Below are 21,157 nucleotides of genomic sequence, written 5' to 3' on the forward strand. Positions count from 1 at the left end.
TATGGAAAAGATGTATTTTGGGGAATTGGATCAGTATTTATTTGGCCAGGGTACGCATTATGAGATTTATAAAAAGCTGGGTGCGCATCCGATGGTGTTTGATGGCAGGAAAGGTGTTTATTTTGCCGTGTGGGCGCCAAAGGCGAGGGCTGTTTCCGTAATCGGCGAATTCAACGGCTGGGCGGAAGAGGCAAACCCGATGGAAAAGGTCGGAGATATCGGTGTGTTTGAGTGTTTTATACCGGAGGCAAAGGTTGGGGACCTGTACAAATTCTATGTCACTGCGAAGAATGGAAAGGGTCTGTACAAAGCGGACCCGTTTGCCAACTGGGCAGAGAAACGCCCGGGGACCGCATCCAGGATTGCAGACGTTTCCAATCTTAAATGGGGAGACAGTGCATGGATGAAAAAGCGTGCAGAGATCGAACCAAGAGATGAGGCAATGTCAATCTACGAGGTACATCCGGGCAGCTGGATGAAACACCCGGTTACAGATGAAAATGAAGACGGGTTTTATGACTATAAACAATTTGCTCACGCACTGACTGATTATGTAAAACAGATGGGCTATACACATGTTGAACTGATGGGGATTGCGGAGTATCCGTTTGACGGCTCCTGGGGGTATCAGGTGACGGGGTATTATGCACCGACTTCACGTTACGGTTCTCCGGCGGAATTCCAGTATCTGGTCAATTATCTTCATAAGAATAAGATCGGGGTTATCCTGGACTGGGTGCCGGCACATTTTCCGAGGGATGCACACGGTCTTGCCGACTTTGACGGCACAGCGGTTTATGAATATGCGGATCCGAGGAAAGGAGAGCATCCTGACTGGGGGACAAAAATCTTTGATTACGGAAAGAATGAGGTCAAAAATTTCCTAATCGGCAGTGCATTGTTCTGGATTGAACATTTTCATATCGACGGTCTGCGGGTGGATGCGGTGGCTTCCATGCTGTATCTGGACTATGGGAAAGACTACGGGCAGTGGGTGCCCAATAAATATGGAGGGAATGAAAACCTTGAGGCCATCGAGTTCTTTAAGCATCTCAACACAGTAATTCTGGGACGCAATAAGGGATCGGTGATGATCGCAGAAGAATCGACGGCGTGGCCGAAGGTGACCGGGCCGGTTGAGGAAGACGGCCTGAACTTCAGCCTGAAGTGGAATATGGGCTGGATGCATGATTTTCTGGAGTACATGAAGCTCGACCCATATTTTCGGAAATATAACCATACGCGGATGACCTTTTCCATGACGTATGCTTACAGTGAGAATTATGTGCTGGTGTTGTCTCATGATGAGGTAGTACATCTGAAATGTTCCATGATCAATAAGATGCCGGGACTCATGGAGAGTAAGTTTGAGAACCTGAAAGTGGGATATTCGTTTATGTTCGGACACCCAGGAAAGAAACTGCTGTTCATGGGCCAGGAATTCGGGCAGCTTCGGGAGTGGAGTGAGGAACGGGAGCTCGACTGGTATCTGCTGAGGGAGGATAAGCATAAAAAGCTCCAGGCGTTTGTAACGGAGCTCTTAAACCTGTATAAGAAATACCCTGCAATGTATGCGATGGACAGAAACCCTGAGGGCTTTGAATGGATCAATGCCGATGACGGGGACCGGAGTATCTTCAGTTTTGTCAGGCATTCTCCTACGGGAAGGAATAATCTGCTGTTTGTCTGCAATTTTACGCCGATTGAACGCAGGGATTACCGCGTGGGCGTACCGAAAAAGAAAAAGTACCGTCTGATCTTAAACAGCGCTGATCCGAAATTCGGAGGCGAAACTGTGATTCGTAAAGTGGAGTACACTGCACAGGCAAAACCGTGTGACAGAAGACCGTATTCTTTTGAGTATAAACTTCCGCCGTATGGAGTAGCGGTTTTTCTGTTTTAATTGTTATGCGGGGGATGCAGCGGGCAGGAGAGTGTCTTATGAGAAAGAATTCATTTAAAGCCGCCCTGGTCCAGATGGATTCCGGGGCGGATGAACGGAAGAATATGCGGCGTGCTGAAGCGCTGCTGGATAAGGCAGCCACGGCAGGCGCTTCTCTTGTGGTATTTCCTGAGACCGTCGACTATATCGGAACAGAGATGAGGGAGCACGCAAAGACGGTTCCCGGACAGTGGGATCAGTTCTTTTCCTCGAAATCCAAAGATTACGGTATCTATATTCACGGAGGTAGCATCACGCAGAGAAATGATAGCGGGAATCCGTATAATACAAGCCTGATGTTTGGACCCGACGGATCCTGTATCTGTGATTATAAGAAATTACATATGTTTGATGTTGAGGTGGCAGACGGGCCGGCGTATCGGGAGTCGGACGGTATAGAGCCGGGAAACGAAATTGTGCTGGCGGATACTGCGCTTGGATGCTTTGGACTGTCGATCTGTTATGATGTACGGTTTCCGGAACTGTATCGGATCATGGCGGGAAATGGAGCCACGGCAATGATTGTGGCTGCAAATTTTACGAGGGCGACCGGACAAAAACACTGGAAAACGCTGCTGTGTGCGCGTGCGATTGAAAACACCTGCTATGTGCTGGCGTGTTGTCAGTGCGGCGATAAACCCGCGTTTACGTCACACGGTCATTCTATGATCATTAGTCCCATGGGTGAGGTCCTGGCAGAAGGCGGGGATGAAGAAACCCTGGTTATGGCTCGGATCGCCCCGGATGAGGTTGCGAATGCAAGACAGCAGATACCGTCGCTTGGCAACGTAAGGGGCGATGTGTATCAGCTGACGAGCAGAAACATACGAATCTATTCGAAAATATAACCTGCAATCAGGGGATGATGTAAATGCAGAGGGAGACCGGTTAACCGGTCTTCCTCTGCATTATCTTTACAGGGATATGGAAGAGACTTTGAGCCAGTGAAATGCATAACCAGCCTGATTGTGTCTGATCTTATCCCTCAGAAATTCCTCAAACGGGATGACGGAAGGAAGCTCATAAGGGGTGTTTTCATTCGCCCCGGGGGCACCGTAGATGCGCACTGCCCTGGCGGCGGCAAGTAATTTATCAACCGCTGTTTTTGGTGAAAGGTTGTTGAAGAAGAAAAACAGCGGTGTGGGGCCGTTTTTGCCCTTCAGGACAAAATTTTTGATGATCTCTACGGTCTCCTTGATGGCGCCGAATTCCACCTGCTTAGCGGAAATCCCCGCCATCAGGGGAACCAGATGGTCTGTGGCGACCTGACGGGCATATTCCGGCGTCAGCTCAGTCAGATCCGGGTCAATGCAGAAAAACATATCGTTGGACCAGATAATAAATTCCTCGTATTCCTTCCGATCTTCGCCGGACAGCTGGGCGGTTCCGAAAAAGGCGGTGTCCTGCATGGAAATGCCGGGCATATTCAGCTTTTCCATCAGGCGCTCCAGTGAGGGCTTAATGAATTTGCGTACGATTTCCGGGGTGACGACCGGGACCGAGGCAAAGGCGTCGGCCAGAGATACCTGATGAAAACCGGGAAGAACTTCAGCCAGCGCATGATACATGGGAACGTGAAAATCATCTACGATCCGATGCAGGAATTCCGTTACAAATTCGGGATCCTCCACGGTGTCCATGATCAGGTTGTCAACTCCGTACAGGTTTCCTGCCAAAGTCCATGGGGCGGAAAACATGGGGAAGGTGTCCGTACCGGTATGTTTCTTATAGGCTTCACAGTAGCGGAGCAGATAAGGAAAACGCCCGGTATCTAATCCGCGGAATTTGATCTTATCAAGATCTGCGGGGGTCTGGATGAAGTATTCGCTTCGGTCAATATCGGAACAGTGGTCAGGGTAAAAACGGAGTTTGGCACCCATAGCTTCCGCCTCAAAATTGTAGATATCCAGGTTGGCAATGATGGTGTCCAGATTCAGATATTCCTGAACCAGAAGTGTACACTCCGCCATAGCCTCAGGGTCGTCCCGCAAAAGATAGTCGTACGGAACCTGACATAGTTCCGGAATCAGCTCAGTCACAAGCGCCATCAGCGGGACCTCTGCATTGGGCCAGTTGGCCAGATTTTCAAAGGTTGCTGCGGAGTAGCTTAAAAAATTTTTTTCGTCTGCCATGTTGATTACCTCCCAAACATATTATGGTTTCTGATAACTGCTTTTATTGTAACGATGGAAGCAGTTATCGTAAAACGAAAGGTCAGCAATACACGATTCCAAAATGGCACAGTGAGAGTACAGCGGACGGATCAGCTGGCGATCAGGCTGATGATCTGTTCCATGACCGGAGTCAGAGTTCCTTTTTTCCACGCCACGATCAGCCCGGACTGGGCCTCACCCTGAAGCTCCCGCTTGTGAATATCCTCGGTTTCCCAGTCTGCACAGAGCAGGCTGGGTGCTACGTAGATACCTTTTCCCATGGAAAGGTTATAGCGGGCGGAGTCTGTGCTGCCGCAAAGGGTGGAGAGGAGAGGTGAGAACCCATATCCGTTACAGAGTGTTTCCAGATATTCATAATAGTGAGGGTAGCTCGCAGGGGAGAGCGTGATAAACGGGTAGGGCCGGCACTCTGCAAGGGAGGTCAGCGGCTTATCGAACAGCGGATGCCCGCGGGGAATAAATACTGCGTCAGGCGAGTCAAAAATTTTTTTCCAGCTGCTGATCCGGGCATCCAGATACGGGATCTCACCGGACCACGTAATGATCAGATCTACCTGCCCATCCTCCAGCGCCTGAGGCAGATGGTGCATATCTCTTCGCTCCCACTGAATATTTTTCATGATACTTTCGGACAGATTGCCTTCCAGTTTCATGGTGATATAATCTGCACAGAATCTGGTGGTTTCCAGTATTCCGATCCGGAGACGGGCAGACAGCTGTTCCTGAATATCATAGGCTCTGGTGACGGTTTCTACCAGTGTCTGGCAGATGGATTCCCATCCTTTTTCCAGTTCCCTTCCCGCCGGGGTCAGGTCCAGACGGTGGTATTTTCGGACAAAAAGCGGGATGCCCAGAAGGTCTTCCAGACTTTTGATAGTTTTGCTGATCATGGAAGGTGTGAAATTATATTCCTCTGCAACACGGGAAAAGTTCAGATACCTGCAGCATTTCAAAAAAATCTGAATCTGCTGGAGGGATATGTTCATGATGTTACGGTACTTCACAGCGGCAGTCCTCCTTGTTTGATGTTGTAAACAGTATAGCATAAAGATGATGAGAGTTGGAACCGTAACAGATGTCAAACACCCGGACATTGGAGCGTTAAAAATTAAATGCGGAGGTTCATTGACAACATACACAATGTATGTTAATATCAATACAAACATGGTGTATGTATTTAAGGAAAGGGGAGGACAAATGCCGCGCAATAAATATCCGGAGGAAACGGTACAGAAAATACTGGATGTCTCGTTAAAGCTTTTTCTCGAAAAAGGGTATGAGGAAACCACGGTTTTAGACATCGTAAACAATCTGGGCGGACTGACACGGGGAGCTTTTTATCACCACTTCAAGTCGAAAGAGGAAGTCCTGGATGCTTTGGGAGATAAAATGTTTTTTGAAAATAATCCTTTTGAAAAAGTGCGAGGTGAAAAGGGATTAAGCGGTTTGGAAAAGATAAAAAAAGTCATCAAACTGCAGTACCAGAATCAGGAACAGCAGGAATTAAATCTAATGTCCGTTCCGCTGTTAAACAACCCCAGAATTTTGGCGGATTATATTGAAAACAATCAGAGAATCGTTGCTCCATTTTTTGAGGAGCTGTTTCAGGAAGGGGTGGCAGACGGATCTATCAAAGATGTAAAGTACCCGAAGGCGCTTTGCAGTATATTTACCATGGTCATAGATATCTGGTTTGTTCCGTCCATATTTTCCTGCTCAAAGGATGAGCTGATTGAAAGACTATATTTTGCCAGAGATATGTTTGACGCACTGGGTCTTCCGGTCATAGACGAAGAAATTCTGCAGTATTCGAAGCAGACGATAGAGCGAGTGATGCAAAATACTGATAAAAAATAGAATTGCCCGGCAATTTTATTTTTTATCAAAATACATACAAACACCATGTATTAAAGAGGGTACTAATCATGCTTGATTACTATGAGGAGGTCGAATATGACAGAGGAAAGATTTGAGCAAATCATTGAAAACGCAGCAGACAAATTTGATAAGTCTGTGAATCGCGCATGGAACCGCCGGCCTGTACGCATTGCAGGTAAAACGGTTTCATTCTTAACCGGTGCCGGACTGATAGCAGGAGCGGTCTCATTTGCCGGAAGGGACAGCCATACGGCGGCAAAGATCTGCCTGATAAGTGGTGTTCTTGTATTTTTATCAGAGATCTTACAATTAATCATATTCAAAAAGCGCTGACGAATCTGCAATTGTATCCGCTCAAACGGCAAATCTTCCTGCCCGGCTTATACCGGACAAGAAGATTTGCACTTAAAAAATGTTTGGAATAGGGCAAGAATTTCTTGACATTCACAAAATTCTGTACTAAAGTGTATACATAAATTATAAAACCGTCGAGAAAGAAGAGTAGGCTTCAAACGAAATTTCAGAGAGTGGCAGATGGTGGGATTGCCATATGGAGTTTTTAGCTGAATGGACTTTTGAGGGCAGTCTGAAATGAAAAAAGTAGGCGCTGCCGGGAACCGAACCCGTTATCAATCAGGAGCGTATGTTAGTACGTGAGAAAGTGGACAATTTCGTCAATTTGAGTGGTACCGCGATAATAATGCCTATTATTACCGTCTCAAGCAAAAGCTTGAGACGGTTTTTTTCGCGTTTTCTATGAGCCGGGCACCCGCAAGCATATAGCATGCGGGAGATGCTTGCATATCACGCATGCTATATGCTTGCGGGTATGCGGCGACAGCCGCGACCGAGATGCAGCGAAGCGGAATCGAGGTGAGCCCGGCGGGGTAGTGGGGCGCGACAGCCGCGACCGAGATGCAGCGAAGCGGAATCGAGGTGAGCCCGGCGGGGTAGTGGAGCCACGACCGAGATGGACGAAAAACTTTTCCGGCGGAGAGAAAAGGAGAAGAATTATGAAGAAAAAAGTATTGGCAGCAATGATGGCAGCAGTGGTGACATTGGCAATGGCAGGATGCGGGAGCAGCAAAGGCGGCAGTGCATCTGGCGGTGAAGAGGCTTATACGATCGGAATCTCACAGTTTGCAGAACACGGATCTCTTGACAACTGCAGGGAAGGTTTTCTGGAGGGTTTGAAAGAAGCGGGTATTGAAGAAGATAAGAATCTGGAGGTGTTGTATGACAATGCGCAGGCGGACACAGGGACTGCCAGCGCGATTGCCAGCAACTACGTGTCCAAGAAGGTAGATATGATCTGCGCAATCGCGACTCCAAGTGCGGGAAGTGCGTATAACGCATGTATGAATTCTAATATTCCGGTGATTTATACAGCGGTGTCTGATCCTGTGGAAGCGGGACTTGCAGACGAGGAAGGAAATTCCGTGGGAAACATTACGGGAACCTCGGATGCGCTGCCGGTATCCGAACAGCTGCAGATGATCAGGGAACTGATGCCTGAGGCAAAAAAAATCGGAATTATTTATACCACGAGTGAGGCAAACTCCGTGAGCACGATCGCAGAGTACAAAGAGCTCGCCGGAGATTATGGATTTGAGATCGTTGAGACAGGTATCAGTGCCCTGGCGGATGTAGACCTGGCGGCCGCTGACATGGTTAAAAAAGCAGACTGTATTACCAATCTTACAGATAATACAGTTGTACAGGGACTGCAGACGGTTCTCTCCTACGCAAATGAAGCCAAGATTCCGGTCTTCGGAAGTGAGGTTGAGCAGGTGAAAAATGGCTGCCTGGCTTCCATGGGGATCGACTATATCGAGCTTGGAAAACAGACCGGAGCGATGGCTGCCAAGGTACTGAAAGGCGAGGCTGAGGCGGAAGAAATGAAGTATGAAATCTGCTCCGGTGCGGAATTCTATGTAAATACAGCAGTCGCAGAGGCGATTGGTTTCCGGCTGGATGATACAAAAGTAAAAGAGGCGGCGGAAGTATTTGACAGCATCAGTGCAGAGTAAGTGAAAACAGAAATGGGGGAGTATTGTGGCATTACTGATCAGTGTATTGGAACAGGGCATGATTTACGGTATCATGGCTCTCGGCGTGTATATCACGTATAAAATCCTGGATTTTCCGGATCTTACGGTGGATGGCAGCTTTCCGATGGGGGTTGCGGTCACGGCCGTTTTAATCAGCAGGGGTGTGAATCCTCTGCTGACACTGCCTGTGTCGCTGCTGGCGGGGGCGCTGATCGGCGTCCTGACAGGATTGATTCATGTAAAACTGAAGGTGAGAGACCTGCTGTCGGGTATCATTATGATGACAGCTCTGTATACTGTGAATCTGAGAATTGCGGGGGGAAAAGCAAATCTTCCCATCTATAACAGTGAAACAATTTTTGATAATCCGATCGTAAACGGCATCTTTACCGGTGGCCTGGCGCCGTTTAAAACGGTGATTATTATTTTTGTGCTCACTCTGATTGCGAAATTTGCGCTCGACTGGTACATGAGCACAAAGTCTGGTTTCCTGCTTCGGGCGGTGGGCGATAATCCGACGATCATCACATCACTGGGCGTCGATAAAGGGACGGTCAAGATCGTGGGTCTTGCGGTATCCAATGCCCTGGTATCACTGGGAGGCTGTATCTATGCGCAGCAGCAGCGTTACTTTGATGCTTCCATGGGTACGGGAACCGTAGTAATCGGGCTTGCAAGTGTGATTATCGGAACGAGTCTGTTTCGGAAGGTCACACTGCTGCGTGTGACGTCGAGTGTGATCATCGGATCGGTCCTGTACAAAGCGTGTGTGGCAGTAGCGATCAGCAGAGGGTTTGCCGCGAGCGACTTAAAACTCATAACGGCAGTACTGTTCCTGATTATTCTGGTATTGGGAATGGAGCGCAAAAGGAGGGTGAAGACAGATGCTGCAGCTTAAAAATATACACAAATATTTTAACCCCGGTTCTGTCAATGAGATGTGCCTGTTCCGGGGATATGATCTGACCGTAAATGAGGGTGAGTTTGTCTCTGTGGTAGGCAGTAATGGCTCCGGAAAAACCTCCATGCTGAATATCATCTGCGGCAGTATTGATGTGGACCTGGGGCAGGTTGTCATGAATGGAGAAGATATCACGAACCAAAAAGAGTTTACACGCCTGCGCAGCATAGGAAGAGTTTATCAGAATCCGGCGAAGGGGACGTGCCCGAGCATGACAATTCTGGAAAATATGTCGATTGCGGATAACAAGGGCAAACGCTATGGACTGGGAGGCGGATTGAACAGAAAAAGGAAGGACCGGTATGCCCAGATGCTCCGACCGCTGAACCTGGGGCTGGAAAACAAACTTGACACGAAAGTCGGGGCGCTCTCGGGCGGACAGAGGCAGGCACTGTCTCTTCTTATGTCAACGATGACTCCGATTGAGTTTTTGATCCTGGATGAACACACGGCAGCTCTTGACCCGAAGACGGCTGAGATCATCATGGAACTGACTGCCCAGATTGTAAAAGAGAAAAAACTCACGACAATCATGGTGACACACAATCTTCGGTATGCCGTTGAATACGGAAACAGGCTGATCATGATGCACCAGGGTGAAAATATTATCGATGTTTCTGGAACCGCACGAAATGACATAAAAATCGATGAGATTTTGGGCAAATTTAACGAAATCAGTATCGAATGCGGCAATTAATTTTCTGTAAAAAGCTTTGCATTTGGCGGGATTGTGGTATATAATATGGCTAAGCAAGACAAATAACGGATTGGGTTTAGAAAGGAGTAATCATCATGAAAATTAAGAATATTAATGATGTTGACAAATTTTTTGAAGTAGTAGACAGCTGTAAAGGAAAAGTAGAACTGGTAACGGGAGAAGGCGACAGGCTGAACCTGAAATCAAAACTTTGCCAGTATGTATCCCTGGCGAATATTTTTTCAGGCGGAGAGATTCCGGAACTGGAAATTATTGCTTCTGAGAAAGAAGATATCGATAAACTGTTTAACTTTATGATTAATGGTTAATGATCTAATTAAGCGAAGTGCTGGGGGCTGTTGAATAACAGCCTCTTTCTTTTGATTAAACGAAATTTGTAAGAGAGGACGGAAAAAGACATGACAAAAGTAGATATTATCTCCGGATTTCTGGGAGCCGGAAAGACAACCCTGATAAAACAGCTGCTTACAGATGCGCTGAAGGATGAACAGGTGGTGCTGATCGAGAATGAATTCGGTGAAATCGGCATTGACGGAGGATTTTTGAAAGACGCGGGGATTGAGATCAGGGAGATGAATTCCGGGTGCATCTGCTGCTCGCTTGTGGGGGATTTTGGGACGTCGCTGAAAGAGGTCATTGAAAAGTATCATCCGGACCGGATTGTGATCGAGCCTTCTGGAGTGGGACTCCTCTCAGATGTTATGAAAGCGGTAGAAAAAGTGGAAAAAGAGTGTGATATCCGTCTGAACAGTCATATTACAGTAGTGGATGTGAATAAGTGTAACATGTACCTGAGGAATTTCGGTGAGTTTTATGAAAACCAGGTCGAGTACGCAGGCACGGTCATTCTGAGCAGGACAGACAAGGCTGCTGCAGATAAGATAAAGAAGGCGGTTGCTTCTATCAGGGAGATTAACAGCCATGCACATATTATCACCACGCCCATCTCACAGCTTGGCGGGAAAAAAGTCCTGGAAGTCATGGAAGATGAGGTGACGAAACTGGAGGAAGAAGTACATCTCCATGAGCACGGGGAGGCCTGCTGTTGTGGGCACGATCATGATCATCACCACGAGCACGGGGAGAACTGCGGATGCGGACATGACCACGATCATCACCATGAGCACGGGGAGAACTGTGGATGCGGACATGACCACGATCATCACCACGAGCACGGGGAGGCCTGCGGATGCGGACATGACCATCACCATCATCATGACGCGGATGAAGTGTTTACCAGCTGGGGAACTGAGACGGCCAGAACATATGGAAGAGATGAGATTGACAGAATCTTAAAAGCGCTTTCAGACGGCGGAGAGTACGGAACGGTACTGCGCGCCAAGGGGATGGTCCCGGATGAGGCGGGGATCTGGCATTACTTTGACATGGTTCCGGAAGAGTACGAAATCAGGGAGGGAAGCCCTGAATTTACGGGAAGGCTTTGTGTGATAGGCTCGAAGCTGAACGAATCGAAACTGGAAGAGCTGTTTGCACTTTCATAGGGACGGGTGGTGTGAAAAGGTATGGAGTATAAAGACATAGAGGTGCCGGTCTATCTTGTGACCGGATTTCTTGAGAGCGGAAAAACAACGTTTCTGGATGGAACGATCCATCAGAATTATTTTAATATACCGGAGACAACCCTTTTGATCCTGTGTGAGGAGGGTGAAGTAGAATATGATGAAACAGAACTCAGGAGACGCCGGAGGACGGTGATTGAGGTGATCGAGGAGGCGGAAGACTTTACCGAAGATGCGCTGCGTTATCTTGCGAAAAAGCATCGGCCGGAGCGCGTGCTGCTGGAGTTTAACCCGCTGTGGTCTGTGTCGAAGCTTCTTCAGATGGAATTACCGGAAGGATGGGGGATCATTCAGCAGATTGTGACTGTTGACGCAAGCTGTTTCGAAATCTATATGAAAAATCTGAAATCCCTTTTTGTTGAGATGGTAAGAGATGCAGAGCTGGTCCTGTTTAACCGCTGCAATAAAGAACAGCCGCTCGCATCCTTTCGGCGCAGCGTCAAAGTAGTCAATCCGGCTGCAGAGATTATTTTCGAGAATGAAGACGGAGAAGTGGAGGACATCTTCGAAGACGGTATGCCGTTTGATCTGGATGCCGATATCATAGACATTATGGAAGAGGACTACGGCATCTGGTATGTGGATATGATGGATAATCCCGAGGACTACGAAGGGAAAACAGTCCGTTACAAAGGGATGGTGCTAAAAAGTGAAGACCTGGATGCAGAATTCTTTGTCGCCGGAAGGATGGCGATGACGTGCTGCGCCGATGATACCAGTTTTATCGGATACGTGTGCAGATATCAGGGGGCTCCGTCTCTGGAGATGGGCAGCTGGGTTGAGGTCACTGCATCTATTCACCGGGAATATATGAAGGTCTATCACGATGAGGGGCCTGTGCTCTATGCGAAAGAAGTAAGACCGGCAAAAGAGCCGAAAGAAGAACTGGTTTATTTTAATTGATAAGGCGAGGAAAACTACCATGTATATAATTGTAGGTCTTGGAAATCCTACCAGGCAGTACGAACACACCCGCCACAACGTGGGATTCGACGCGATTGATTATCTGATCGATACTTATCGGATTCCTTATTCTGGCGTCAGGCATAAGGCGATGTACGGGAAGGGAATGATCGGTTCGCAGAAAGTGATCGTGGCGAAACCTGTGACATATATGAATTTGAGCGGAGAATCCGTACGTGAATTGACAGACTATTATAAGATAGATCCGGAGCGTGAACTGATTGTCCTTTACGATGATGTCAGTCTGGCACCAGGCCAGCTCCGCATCAGGAAAAAAGGAAGCGCCGGAGGGCACAACGGGATTAAAAACATCATAGCTCATCTGGGAACACAGAATTTTCTTCGGGTAAAAATCGGGGTCGGCGAGAAGCCAAAGGGCTGGGATCTTGCCCAGTATGTGCTGGGACATTTTCCGGATGGCGAGAGAAAAATGGTTGACGAAGCGATTGTGCGTGCGGGGAAAGCGGTGGAGCTTATGCTCCGGGATGAAGTTGATAAGGCTATGAATGAGTATAACTGTATAAAACAGACAGTAAAGGAATAAAGATGGATGCATTGCAAAAACCGCTGGAGGAGTTAGCGGAGTTCCAGGAGATTGCGGACAGCCTGAAAAAGGGAAGGACCGGTGTGCGGCAGATAACCGGCTGCATTGAGTCACAGAAGGCTCACATCGTACATGGACTTGGGCGGGTATTTGGCCACAGGCTGGTCATTGCCGAAAATGATGTAAAAGCAAAAGAATTCTATGAGGACCTGAGGTTTTACGAACCAAAGGCCCTTTTGTACCCAGCGAAGGATTTGATTTTCTTTCAGGCGGATATCCATGGGAACCTGCTTACAAAACAGCGTATGCAGGTGATCAAGGCGCTTCTTGAAGAGGATGAGGTTACTGTTGTCACCAGCATGCCGGGCTGTATGGATTATCTGCTGCCGCTTTCGGTGATTAGAAAACAGATTCTGGTTTTTAAAAATGACAGCACAATAGATGTGGAACAATTGAAAAAACAGCTCGTTTTTATGGGATATGAGAGAAGTGCACAGGTGGAGACATCAGGGCAGTTCTCTGTTCGCGGCGGCATAATAGACGTATTTCCGCTGACGGAGGAAAACCCCCTGCGAATTGAACTTTGGGGAGATGAAATCGATTCGATCCGCAGTTTTGATGCGGAGAGTCAGAGATCCATTGAAAATCTCGAAGAGATCCGCCTTTACCCGGCTTCCGAGATGGTATTAACTGCAGAATGCGCAGCCGCCGGGGTTAAGGCGATTCGAAAAGAGGCATCACAGCTGATCAAAAAGCTCCGGGGGGATATGAAAACGGAGGAGGCCGCCAGACTTTCTGGAGCCGTCGATGAGGTCTGTGAGAGGGTAAATGAATTATATGACATGTCAGGTGCTGAAAATTTTCTGCACTATTTTTATAAAGAAACTGTTTGTTTTTTGGACTATTTTGACAGGGAAAACACATTGTTTTGTGTTGATGAACCGAACCGTGTTGTTGAAAATGCAGCTGCGGTTGAAGAAGAATTCCGACAGAGTATGGCAAATCGATTGGAGAAGGGATATGTGCTGCCCGGACAGACAGACCTGCTGAAATCCTGTCAGAGTGTTGTCGGCATGCTGAATCTCTGCAAGTGTATCACGATCTCATCTATTGAACCGCGAAAAGGCGAGTGGGATGTCCGTGAAAAGTATCAGATTACAGCAAAATCGGTGAACTCCTATAATAACAGCTTTGAACTGCTGGTCAGGGACCTGGCGGGATGGAAACGCGGAGGCTATCGTGTGATCCTGCTGTGCGGGTCAAGAACCCGTGCGCAGCGTCTGGCGCAGGATCTTCAGAATGAAGGTCTGGGCAGCTTTTACGGGGAAGATCTGAACCGCCTCGTACAGCCGGGGGAAATCATGGTGACATATGGTCATGCGCACCGTGGATTTCTGTATCCGATGATCAAATTTGTGATTATTGCTGAGACTGATATTTTTGGTAAAGAGAAAAAGAAGCGGAAACGTAAGACTGAGTACAGCGGGAAAAAGATCAGCAGTTTTACCGAGCTGTCAATCGGTGATTACGTTGTCCATGAGAATCACGGTCTCGGCGTCTACCGGGGAATCGAAAAAGTAGAGATTGATAAAGTTATGAAAGACTATATCAAGATCGAATATGCGGGCAAAAGCAACCTCTATATTCTTGCTACGCAGCTGGATATGCTGCAGAAATACGCGGGAGCGGATGCCAAAAAGCCGAAGCTCAACAAGCTGGGCGGTCAGGAATGGAATAAGACGAAGACACGCGTGCGGGGTGCGGTAAAAAATATTGCCAAAGACCTCGTGGCACTCTATGCAGCCCGGCAGGAAAAAGACGGACACATGTACGGAGAGGATACCGTGTGGCAGAGAGAATTCGAGGAGATGTTCCCATTTGAGGAGACGGAAGATCAGCTGCTTGCCATTGAAGCCACCAAGCATGATATGGAGAGCAGAAAAATCATGGACCGTCTGATCTGCGGGGATGTTGGATACGGCAAGACGGAGATTGCCATTCGGGCGGCTTTTAAAGCGATACAGGAAGGCAAACAGGTGGTTTATCTGGTGCCGACAACGATATTGGCGCAGCAGCATTACAATACGTTTTTGCAGAGAATGAAAGACTTTCCGGTCCGTGTTGATCTGCTGTGCAGATTTCGAAGTTCAGCGGAACAGAAAAAGACGGTGGAAGATCTGAAAAAGGGATGGGTGGATATCGTGATTGGCACGCATCGCGTGCTTTCTGCCGATGTGCAGTATAAAGACCTTGGTCTGCTGATCATCGATGAGGAGCAGCGTTTTGGCGTCACCCACAAGGAGAAGATCAAAAAGCTGAAACAGAATGTGGATGTACTGACACTGACAGCGACGCCGATTCCGCGTACGCTTCATATGAGTCTGATCGGAATTCGTGATATGAGCGTGCTGGAAGAGCCTCCGATGGACCGGATGCCGATTCAGACATATGTAATGGAATATAATGATGAGATGGTGAGAGAAGCCGTCAGCAGAGAACTGGCGCGCGGCGGACAGGTGTATTACGTGTATAACCGCGTTCGGACGATTGCCGATATTACAGGGAGAATAGCAAAGCTTGTTCCGGAGGCGAATGTGGCGTTTGCTCACGGGCAGATGAATGAACGTGAGCTGGAAAAGATCATGTATGGATTTATCAGCGGAGAGATCGACGTGCTTGTCTCGACCACGATCATTGAGACGGGACTTGATATTTCCAATGTCAATACGATGATTATCCATGACGCAGACCAGCTCGGATTATCACAGCTGTACCAGCTGAGGGGACGGGTCGGACGTTCCAGCCGTACAGCGTATGCTTTTCTGATGTATAAGCGTGATAAGGTGCTCAAAGAGATTGCGGAAAAACGTCTTCACGCAATACGGGAATTCACAGAGCTCGGAAGCGGATTTAAGATAGCCATGCGGGACCTGGAAATAAGAGGCGCCGGAAATCTTCTCGGTGCGGAACAGCACGGTCATATGGAAGCAGTCGGTTACGACCTGTACTGTAAAATGCTGAATGAGGCAGTTAAGGAAGAAAAAGGGATTCCGCAGCAGGAAGACTTTGAGACCACGATTGATATGAACATTGATGCATTTATTCCGGACAAATACATCACGAATGAAGTACAGAAGCTTGATATCTATAAGAGAATCGCGGGGATTGAGTCGCAGGATGAATATGAAGATATTCTGGAGGAGCTTGTAGACCGTTTTGGGGATCCGCCCAAATGTGTGCAGAATCTTCTGGCGATCGCCAATATGAAGGCGCTCGCCCATCAGGCTTACGTGGTGGAGGTGAAACAGCGCGGGGAGGAAGTGAAGCTCACCATGCATGAACGTGCGAAGCTGAATCCGGCAGAAATCCCGCAGCTTTTAGAACAGTTTAACGGAGAACTCAATTTTAAGATTGAGAACAATCCGTATTTCATCTACCGGCCTGCAAAACGAAAGGCAAAAGAGGTACTGCCGATGATGGAACATACGGAACAATTGCTGCGTCAAATATTGAGTTTTTCGGAGAGATAAGGTATAATACTGAAATGACTGTAATGAATTAGTACATGAAAGCACAGGAGGAAGAAATGAAGAAGTTCAGCATAAAAGCAGTGTGCACGGTGATGGCAGCCGCACTGGGAATAACGATGATGGCGGGATGCGGGTCGAAAGACCTGGACGGCACACAGACCGTGGCGACGGTGAATCAGGAAGAGGTGCCGCTTGGGGTCGCAAGTTTTGCGCTCAGGTATCAGCAGGCCCAGACGGAATACTATTATAAATCCATTTACTCGATGTACGGGATGGATTCCAGCCAGGGCATGTGGGATCAGGAGACGGCAGACGGGATCACTTACGGTGAACAGACGAAGAATGAGTGTCTTGCCACCCTGGAAAAAATGTATCTGACCCGTACAAGGGCAGATGAGTATGGCATTGCGGTAACAGATGAAGAAAAAACTGCGATGGACGAGGCAGCAAAAACGTTTATCGAGGCAAATGATGCGGCGACGCTGAAAAAAATAGGCGTCACGGAAAGTGATGTCAGGGAGTATCTGGAGCTCAGTACTTACTACAAAAAGGCATATGAACCGGTCATCGCAGATGTTGAGATCAAGGTGACGGATGAGGAGGCGGCACAGTCTACGCTGACTTATGCGGCCCTGACCATGGGCAATCTCGAGGAAGACGCTAAAAAGGAAGCCTACGGCAAGATGGAAACCCTTCTGGAAGAGCTTAAGGCGGAAGAGGACCCGGCGTCGGCTGATATTGAGGCCATGGCGAAGGAACTGGACGATTCTTTCATCGTGACAACGTATTCGTATGGAGAGGATGATACATCTCTCGATGAAGCACTGAAGGAGAAGGCGGCGGAGCTGGAAGACGGTCAGCTGTATGACGGAATTGTCGAGGGCGAGTCCAGCTATTTTGTGGTAAGAATGGATCAGAAACTGGATCAGGAAGCTACGGATTCAAAGAAGGAATCGATAAAAAAAGAAAAACAGCAGGAAGCATTCGATGAGATTGTCCAGGGATGGTATGATGAGGCGGACATTACCCTGAATAAAAAAGTCTGGAAAAAAGTCACACTGACGGATAAAGAATCGTTCAGTATGGCGACTCCTGAGCCGGCGGACACATCTGATAACGGGGCGGCTGCGGATGAAGCGGCAGAGTCAGGTGATGATGGCGCTGCTGATGGAGAGACAGATGCAGGGAATGAAAACGATGCAGGGAATGCGGCTGACCAGGAAACAGATGACGGGGCAGCTGCGGAATAAAGGGTGATATCATGACGAAACAGGAGTTTGCACGGTGGGCAGGCCGGGAACTGATACTGATGGACGGCGCGACGGGGTCCAACCTGATGGCGGCGGGAATGCCCCAGAGGGAATCGGCGGAACTTTGGATATTGAAGAATCCGGAAATTGTTAAAAAACTTCAATCAGAATATGCAAAGGCGGGCAGCCGGATCGTATATGCGTGCACATTTACTGCCAACAGGATCAGTCTGAAAAAGCACGGGCTGGTGGATCGGGTGGAGGAATTGAATATTCGTCTTGCCGGGCTTACAAAGGAAGCTGTGCAGGGAAAAGCTTATGTGGCAGGTGATCTCACAATGACGGGAGAACTGATGGAACCGCTGGGCGATATGACGCGTGAAGAACTGTTTGCCGTATATTCGGAACAGATCAGGGCATTGGTCAGGGGCGGGGTGGATCTGCTGGGTATTGAGACTATGCTGAGTCTGGATGAGACGTTGACAGCACTCGATGCGGCAAATGAAGTCTGTGATCTTCCGATGATGTGTTCTTTTACTGTTAACGAAAAGGGAATGACACTGTATGGAACAGATGTGGCGGAGGCAGTCCCGGCGTTGGAAGAACATGGGGCAGCAGCCATCGGCGTGAACTGTTCGCTGGGACCGGATCAGCTGGAAGGCGTTATCGCCCGGATAAAAGATAAGGCGACGGTTCCAATTATTGCAAAACCTAACGCTGGACTTCCAGGGACGGATCGTGCCGGAAATGTCAGCTACAGTATGGATGAAGCAACCTTCGCGCAGCATATGAAGAAACTGGTTACGGCAGGAGCCGGGATCATCGGAGGATGCTGCGGGACGACACCGGCGTATATTGCAGAATTAAAAAAAGAGCTTTGATAAACAGAGAGAATCTGCTATAGGGCAGCATAGTGCGCAGCAGATTCTCTTTTTTTGTTTTGGAGTAAGTAAATGTTTTTTAAAATTTATCCGTCAGTCTGTCGCTTTCTCCGGAGCGCAGGAACAGATACTTCCTGGTGGCAAACAAAATGGTGATGGACACAACCCCGATCAGCGTCTGCCAGGTATCAAGGTGTTCAACTACCATTTGCCTGGCAGTGGCAAACATCAGCACCTCAACGAGAGTTTCCGGGGTATGCTTACAGAGCATTTTGACAAATTCTATGCCGACTACCAGATTCAGTGCCTTGGCAAGAAATGTTGAAAAATACTCAGTTTCTGCGTGGAAGGCGCGAATCTGCATCAGGTCAGATACCAGGTCCAGGATCAGGATGGCGATGACTGCCATGATGATAATGGAAATGATCAATTCTGTGTAGCGTGCGATTGAGAAGACGATATCGTTCATCCGCTTTCGAAGAGGGCATTTTTCCATGTTTGTTTCTCCTTTTTTGTGATGGATTTATTATAGCATGGCTGCCCTGAGGGATTCAACTGACAGAAATGACCTTTGAGGAAATCCGGGAAATTCAAATGGAAAATGAAAATTAGTTGACTCTTCAACTGTACGGGAATATAATACTCGTATAAAAGTTGAGGTGTCAACTTTTTTTGTGCCTTACAAACAGACACGGCGAATAGAGGGAGGAGCGTATGCGTCAACGAGAAGTTACAATCGCAAAGTTTATTTCAGTTCTATATCGGAATTCCAGAAGATATTTTGATATGGCAATGGAGGAGGAGCTTATCGGAAGCGGTCAGCATTTTTTTTTGCTCAGGATTTATGAAAACCAGGGGATCACCATGTATGATCTTGCCAGGCTGGGGAATTTTGATAAGGGGACTGTGACAAGGGCAGTGCAGAAGCTATTGGATCTGGGATACATCCGTGTAGAAACGGACAGCCGTGACCGGCGTATCAGGCACCTGTTCGTCAGGGAAAGTGCGGTGAGACATATACACGCAATATACGAAATCAGAGAACAGTGGCAGGAACTCCTGTTTGACGGCTTCTCTAAAGAGGAAGAGCGCATGGTATATGTGGCGTTGAAGCAAATGGCAGAGAGATCCTGCATGGCACTGGATGACTTTACGGGAAAGGAGCAGAACGAAAGATATGACACATGCAAAACAAATACAGGAAGGCAATCATGAAATAATAAAGACGGAAAATCCACTGGGGACACAGCCGGTGGGGAAATTACTTATTACCTTTTCGGTGCCGGCCATCATCTCATGTCTGATCAATTCCATCTATAATATTGTAGACCAGATATTTATCGGACAGGGGATTGGATACCTGGGAAATGCCGCGACAACGGTGGCATTTCCCATCATGACGCTTCTGCTTGCCTTTGGGACGCTGATCGGCTCAGGGAGCAGTGCCTATGCGGCGATCCGGCTGGGCGAGAAAAAGGATGACGAGGCGGAAAAGACATTAAACAACGCGTTCATTTTTACCATACTGATCAGCATTGTCCTGATGGCAGCCGGGCTTATCTTCCTGCGGCCAATCTTAAAGGTATTCGGTGCAACCGAGACGGTCATGCCTTATGCAGTTGATTATACATCGATCATACTGCTGGGGACGCCGTTCAACATGGTCAGTATCGTGCTTTCGAATCTGGCGAGAACGGACGGACATCCCAGACTTTCCATGTATGGCATGCTCATCGGGGCAGGCCTGAATACGATTCTTGATCCCATCTATATTTTTGTATTCCACTGGGGGGTAAAGGGAGCTGCGGTCGCGACGATCACCTCGCAGATTATTTCAGCAATCATCCTGAGCGTTTACTTTATACGTTCATCCAGGAATCCTCTCCATATGAGAATTCGCAGGAAGCAGATGCGCCTGAAAGGAAAACTGATCGGGAGTTTTCTGGCACTCGGAATATCCTCCGGAATCACGCAGTCTGTTGCCTGCATCATGCAGGTGGTAATGAACAATTCACTTGTATATTACGGTGATAAAAGTCCGATCGGCGGAGATGTGGCACTTAGCGCCATGGGTATCGTAATGAAGATTGCCATGATCATGGGAGCGTTTGGAATCGGGGTCGGAATCGGTGCACAGCCGATTCTGGGTTATAACCGGGGTGCCGGAAAATACCGCAGGATCAAAGAGACATACATATGGGCCGCGGCAGCTGCTACGGTTTTGATCTTTCTGGGGTGGATTGTCTGCCAGACGAAACCGGAGGCAATCATCGGTCTCTTCGGCAGAGAGAACCAGGAGTTTACCGACTTTGCGGTCAGGTGCCTCAGAACTTATCTGTTCAGTATCTTCTGCGCGGGCTTTCAGATCGTATCCACCAATTATTTTCAGGCGACAGGGCAGCCGCTAAAGGCATCGCTGCTCTCTATGCTGCGCCAGCTGCTGCTGCTGATACCGCTGATACTTATTCTGCCGCTCTTTATGGGGCTGAATGGAATACTGTATTCTGCCCCTGTGGCGGATGTTGCGTCTGCGGTTATCGTTGCACTTTTTATTATTCCTGAAATGCGAAAACTGAACAATCAGATTAAAAAATAAAAGCAAGGAAAATCTTCCTTTTCCTATGTCGTTATGTGTATATTAATCCAATTTATAACAGATAATAGTATCAAATCGTATAAACGGAT

At 48.0% G+C, this 21,157-nt stretch carries 19 protein-coding genes and 1 other annotated feature; of the genes, 16 read left to right on the top strand and 3 right to left on the bottom strand.

What is annotated here, in order from left to right:
• Position 1 precedes the first annotated feature (1 nt).
• Complete coding sequence (gene glgB / locus NQ502_RS09505) at positions 2–1,903, top strand: 1,4-alpha-glucan branching protein GlgB (protein ID WP_148511892.1); 1,902 nt, start codon at positions 2–4, stop codon at positions 1,901–1,903.
• A gap of 38 nt (positions 1,904–1,941) precedes the next feature.
• Complete coding sequence (locus NQ502_RS09510; RefSeq protein ID WP_044983013.1) at positions 1,942–2,790, top strand: carbon-nitrogen hydrolase family protein; 849 nt, start codon at positions 1,942–1,944, stop codon at positions 2,788–2,790.
• A 66-nt stretch (positions 2,791–2,856) separates the two neighbouring features.
• Here the strand turns inward: NQ502_RS09510 and NQ502_RS09515 are convergent, their stop codons facing one another.
• Entirely contained in the window at positions 2,857–4,074 is a 1,218-nt protein-coding gene (locus NQ502_RS09515; RefSeq protein ID WP_028527714.1) for a uroporphyrinogen decarboxylase family protein, read from the bottom strand.
• A 131-nt stretch (positions 4,075–4,205) separates the two neighbouring features.
• Complete coding sequence (locus tag NQ502_RS09520) at positions 4,206–5,120, bottom strand: LysR family transcriptional regulator (RefSeq protein WP_028527715.1); 915 nt, start codon at positions 5,118–5,120, stop codon at positions 4,206–4,208.
• A 193-nt stretch (positions 5,121–5,313) separates the two neighbouring features.
• Between NQ502_RS09520 and NQ502_RS09525 the strand changes: the two genes are divergently transcribed.
• The 12 genes from NQ502_RS09525 (at position 5,314) to NQ502_RS09580 (ending at position 18,472) form a co-directional block, all read left to right on the top strand.
• Complete coding sequence (locus NQ502_RS09525) at positions 5,314–5,973, top strand: TetR/AcrR family transcriptional regulator (protein ID WP_028527716.1); 660 nt, start codon at positions 5,314–5,316, stop codon at positions 5,971–5,973.
• 96 nt (positions 5,974–6,069) lie between these two features.
• Positions 6,070–6,327 carry a hypothetical protein gene (locus tag NQ502_RS09530; RefSeq protein WP_044983014.1) on the top strand — a complete coding sequence of 86 codons (258 nt, stop codon included), beginning with the start codon at positions 6,070–6,072 and terminating at the stop codon, positions 6,325–6,327.
• Positions 6,328–6,473: 146 nt separating this feature from the next.
• Positions 6,474–6,718, top strand: a binding site (T-box leader).
• A 289-nt stretch (positions 6,719–7,007) separates the two neighbouring features.
• Positions 7,008–8,024: an ABC transporter substrate-binding protein gene (locus NQ502_RS09535; RefSeq protein ID WP_028527717.1), complete on the top strand. Its 1,017-nt coding sequence runs from the start codon at positions 7,008–7,010 to the stop codon at positions 8,022–8,024.
• Positions 8,025–8,049: 25 nt separating this feature from the next.
• Entirely contained in the window at positions 8,050–8,943 is an 894-nt protein-coding gene (locus tag NQ502_RS09540) for an ABC transporter permease (RefSeq protein ID WP_028527718.1), read from the top strand.
• Positions 8,930–9,703: an ABC transporter ATP-binding protein gene (locus NQ502_RS09545; RefSeq protein WP_028527719.1), complete on the top strand. Its 774-nt coding sequence runs from the start codon at positions 8,930–8,932 to the stop codon at positions 9,701–9,703. The genes NQ502_RS09540 and NQ502_RS09545 overlap by 14 nt, the downstream gene beginning before the upstream one ends.
• Before the next feature lie 95 nt (positions 9,704–9,798).
• Positions 9,799–10,032 (top strand): hypothetical protein, encoded by a 234-nt coding sequence (locus tag NQ502_RS09550; RefSeq protein WP_028527720.1) that lies wholly within the window; start codon positions 9,799–9,801, stop codon positions 10,030–10,032.
• A gap of 90 nt (positions 10,033–10,122) precedes the next feature.
• Complete coding sequence (locus tag NQ502_RS09555) at positions 10,123–11,226, top strand: CobW family GTP-binding protein (RefSeq protein ID WP_028527721.1); 1,104 nt, start codon at positions 10,123–10,125, stop codon at positions 11,224–11,226.
• 21 nt (positions 11,227–11,247) lie between these two features.
• Positions 11,248–12,207 (top strand): TIGR03943 family putative permease subunit, encoded by a 960-nt coding sequence (locus tag NQ502_RS09560; protein WP_028527722.1) that lies wholly within the window; start codon positions 11,248–11,250, stop codon positions 12,205–12,207.
• A gap of 19 nt (positions 12,208–12,226) precedes the next feature.
• Positions 12,227–12,811 (top strand): aminoacyl-tRNA hydrolase, encoded by a 585-nt coding sequence (pth, locus tag NQ502_RS09565; protein WP_028527723.1) that lies wholly within the window; start codon positions 12,227–12,229, stop codon positions 12,809–12,811.
• Between the two features lie 2 nt (positions 12,812–12,813).
• The gene (gene mfd, locus NQ502_RS09570; protein WP_028527724.1) at positions 12,814–16,341 is read left to right on the top strand and encodes a transcription-repair coupling factor; all 3,528 of its coding nucleotides are present in this window, start codon (positions 12,814–12,816) and stop codon (positions 16,339–16,341) included.
• Between the two features lie 56 nt (positions 16,342–16,397).
• A complete protein-coding gene (locus tag NQ502_RS09575; protein WP_044983015.1) occupies positions 16,398–17,591 on the top strand; it encodes a hypothetical protein in 1,194 nt (397 codons plus the stop codon).
• Positions 17,592–17,602: 11 nt separating this feature from the next.
• Positions 17,603–18,472, top strand: coding sequence for a homocysteine S-methyltransferase family protein (locus NQ502_RS09580; RefSeq protein ID WP_028527725.1), 870 nt, complete (start codon positions 17,603–17,605; stop codon positions 18,470–18,472).
• Between the two features lie 79 nt (positions 18,473–18,551).
• On the opposite strand, the gene NQ502_RS09585 is transcribed toward NQ502_RS09580, so the two are convergent.
• Positions 18,552–18,968 carry a phosphate-starvation-inducible PsiE family protein gene (locus NQ502_RS09585; protein WP_044983016.1) on the bottom strand — a complete coding sequence of 139 codons (417 nt, stop codon included), beginning with the start codon at positions 18,966–18,968 and terminating at the stop codon, positions 18,552–18,554.
• Positions 18,969–19,186: 218 nt separating this feature from the next.
• Here NQ502_RS09585 and NQ502_RS09590 point away from each other — a divergent pair, with 218 nt between their 5' ends.
• Positions 19,187–19,687, top strand: a complete 501-nt coding sequence (locus NQ502_RS09590; protein ID WP_044983017.1) for a MarR family winged helix-turn-helix transcriptional regulator — start codon at positions 19,187–19,189, stop codon at positions 19,685–19,687.
• Positions 19,650–21,068: an MATE family efflux transporter gene (locus NQ502_RS09595; RefSeq protein ID WP_044983018.1), complete on the top strand. Its 1,419-nt coding sequence runs from the start codon at positions 19,650–19,652 to the stop codon at positions 21,066–21,068. The genes NQ502_RS09590 and NQ502_RS09595 overlap by 38 nt, the downstream gene beginning before the upstream one ends.
• Positions 21,069–21,157: the final 89 nt, after the last annotated feature.

The sequence above is a fragment of the Ruminococcus gauvreauii genome (assembly GCF_025151995.1).
Taxonomy (GTDB): Bacteria; Bacillota; Clostridia; order Lachnospirales; family Lachnospiraceae; genus Ruminococcus_G; species Ruminococcus_G gauvreauii.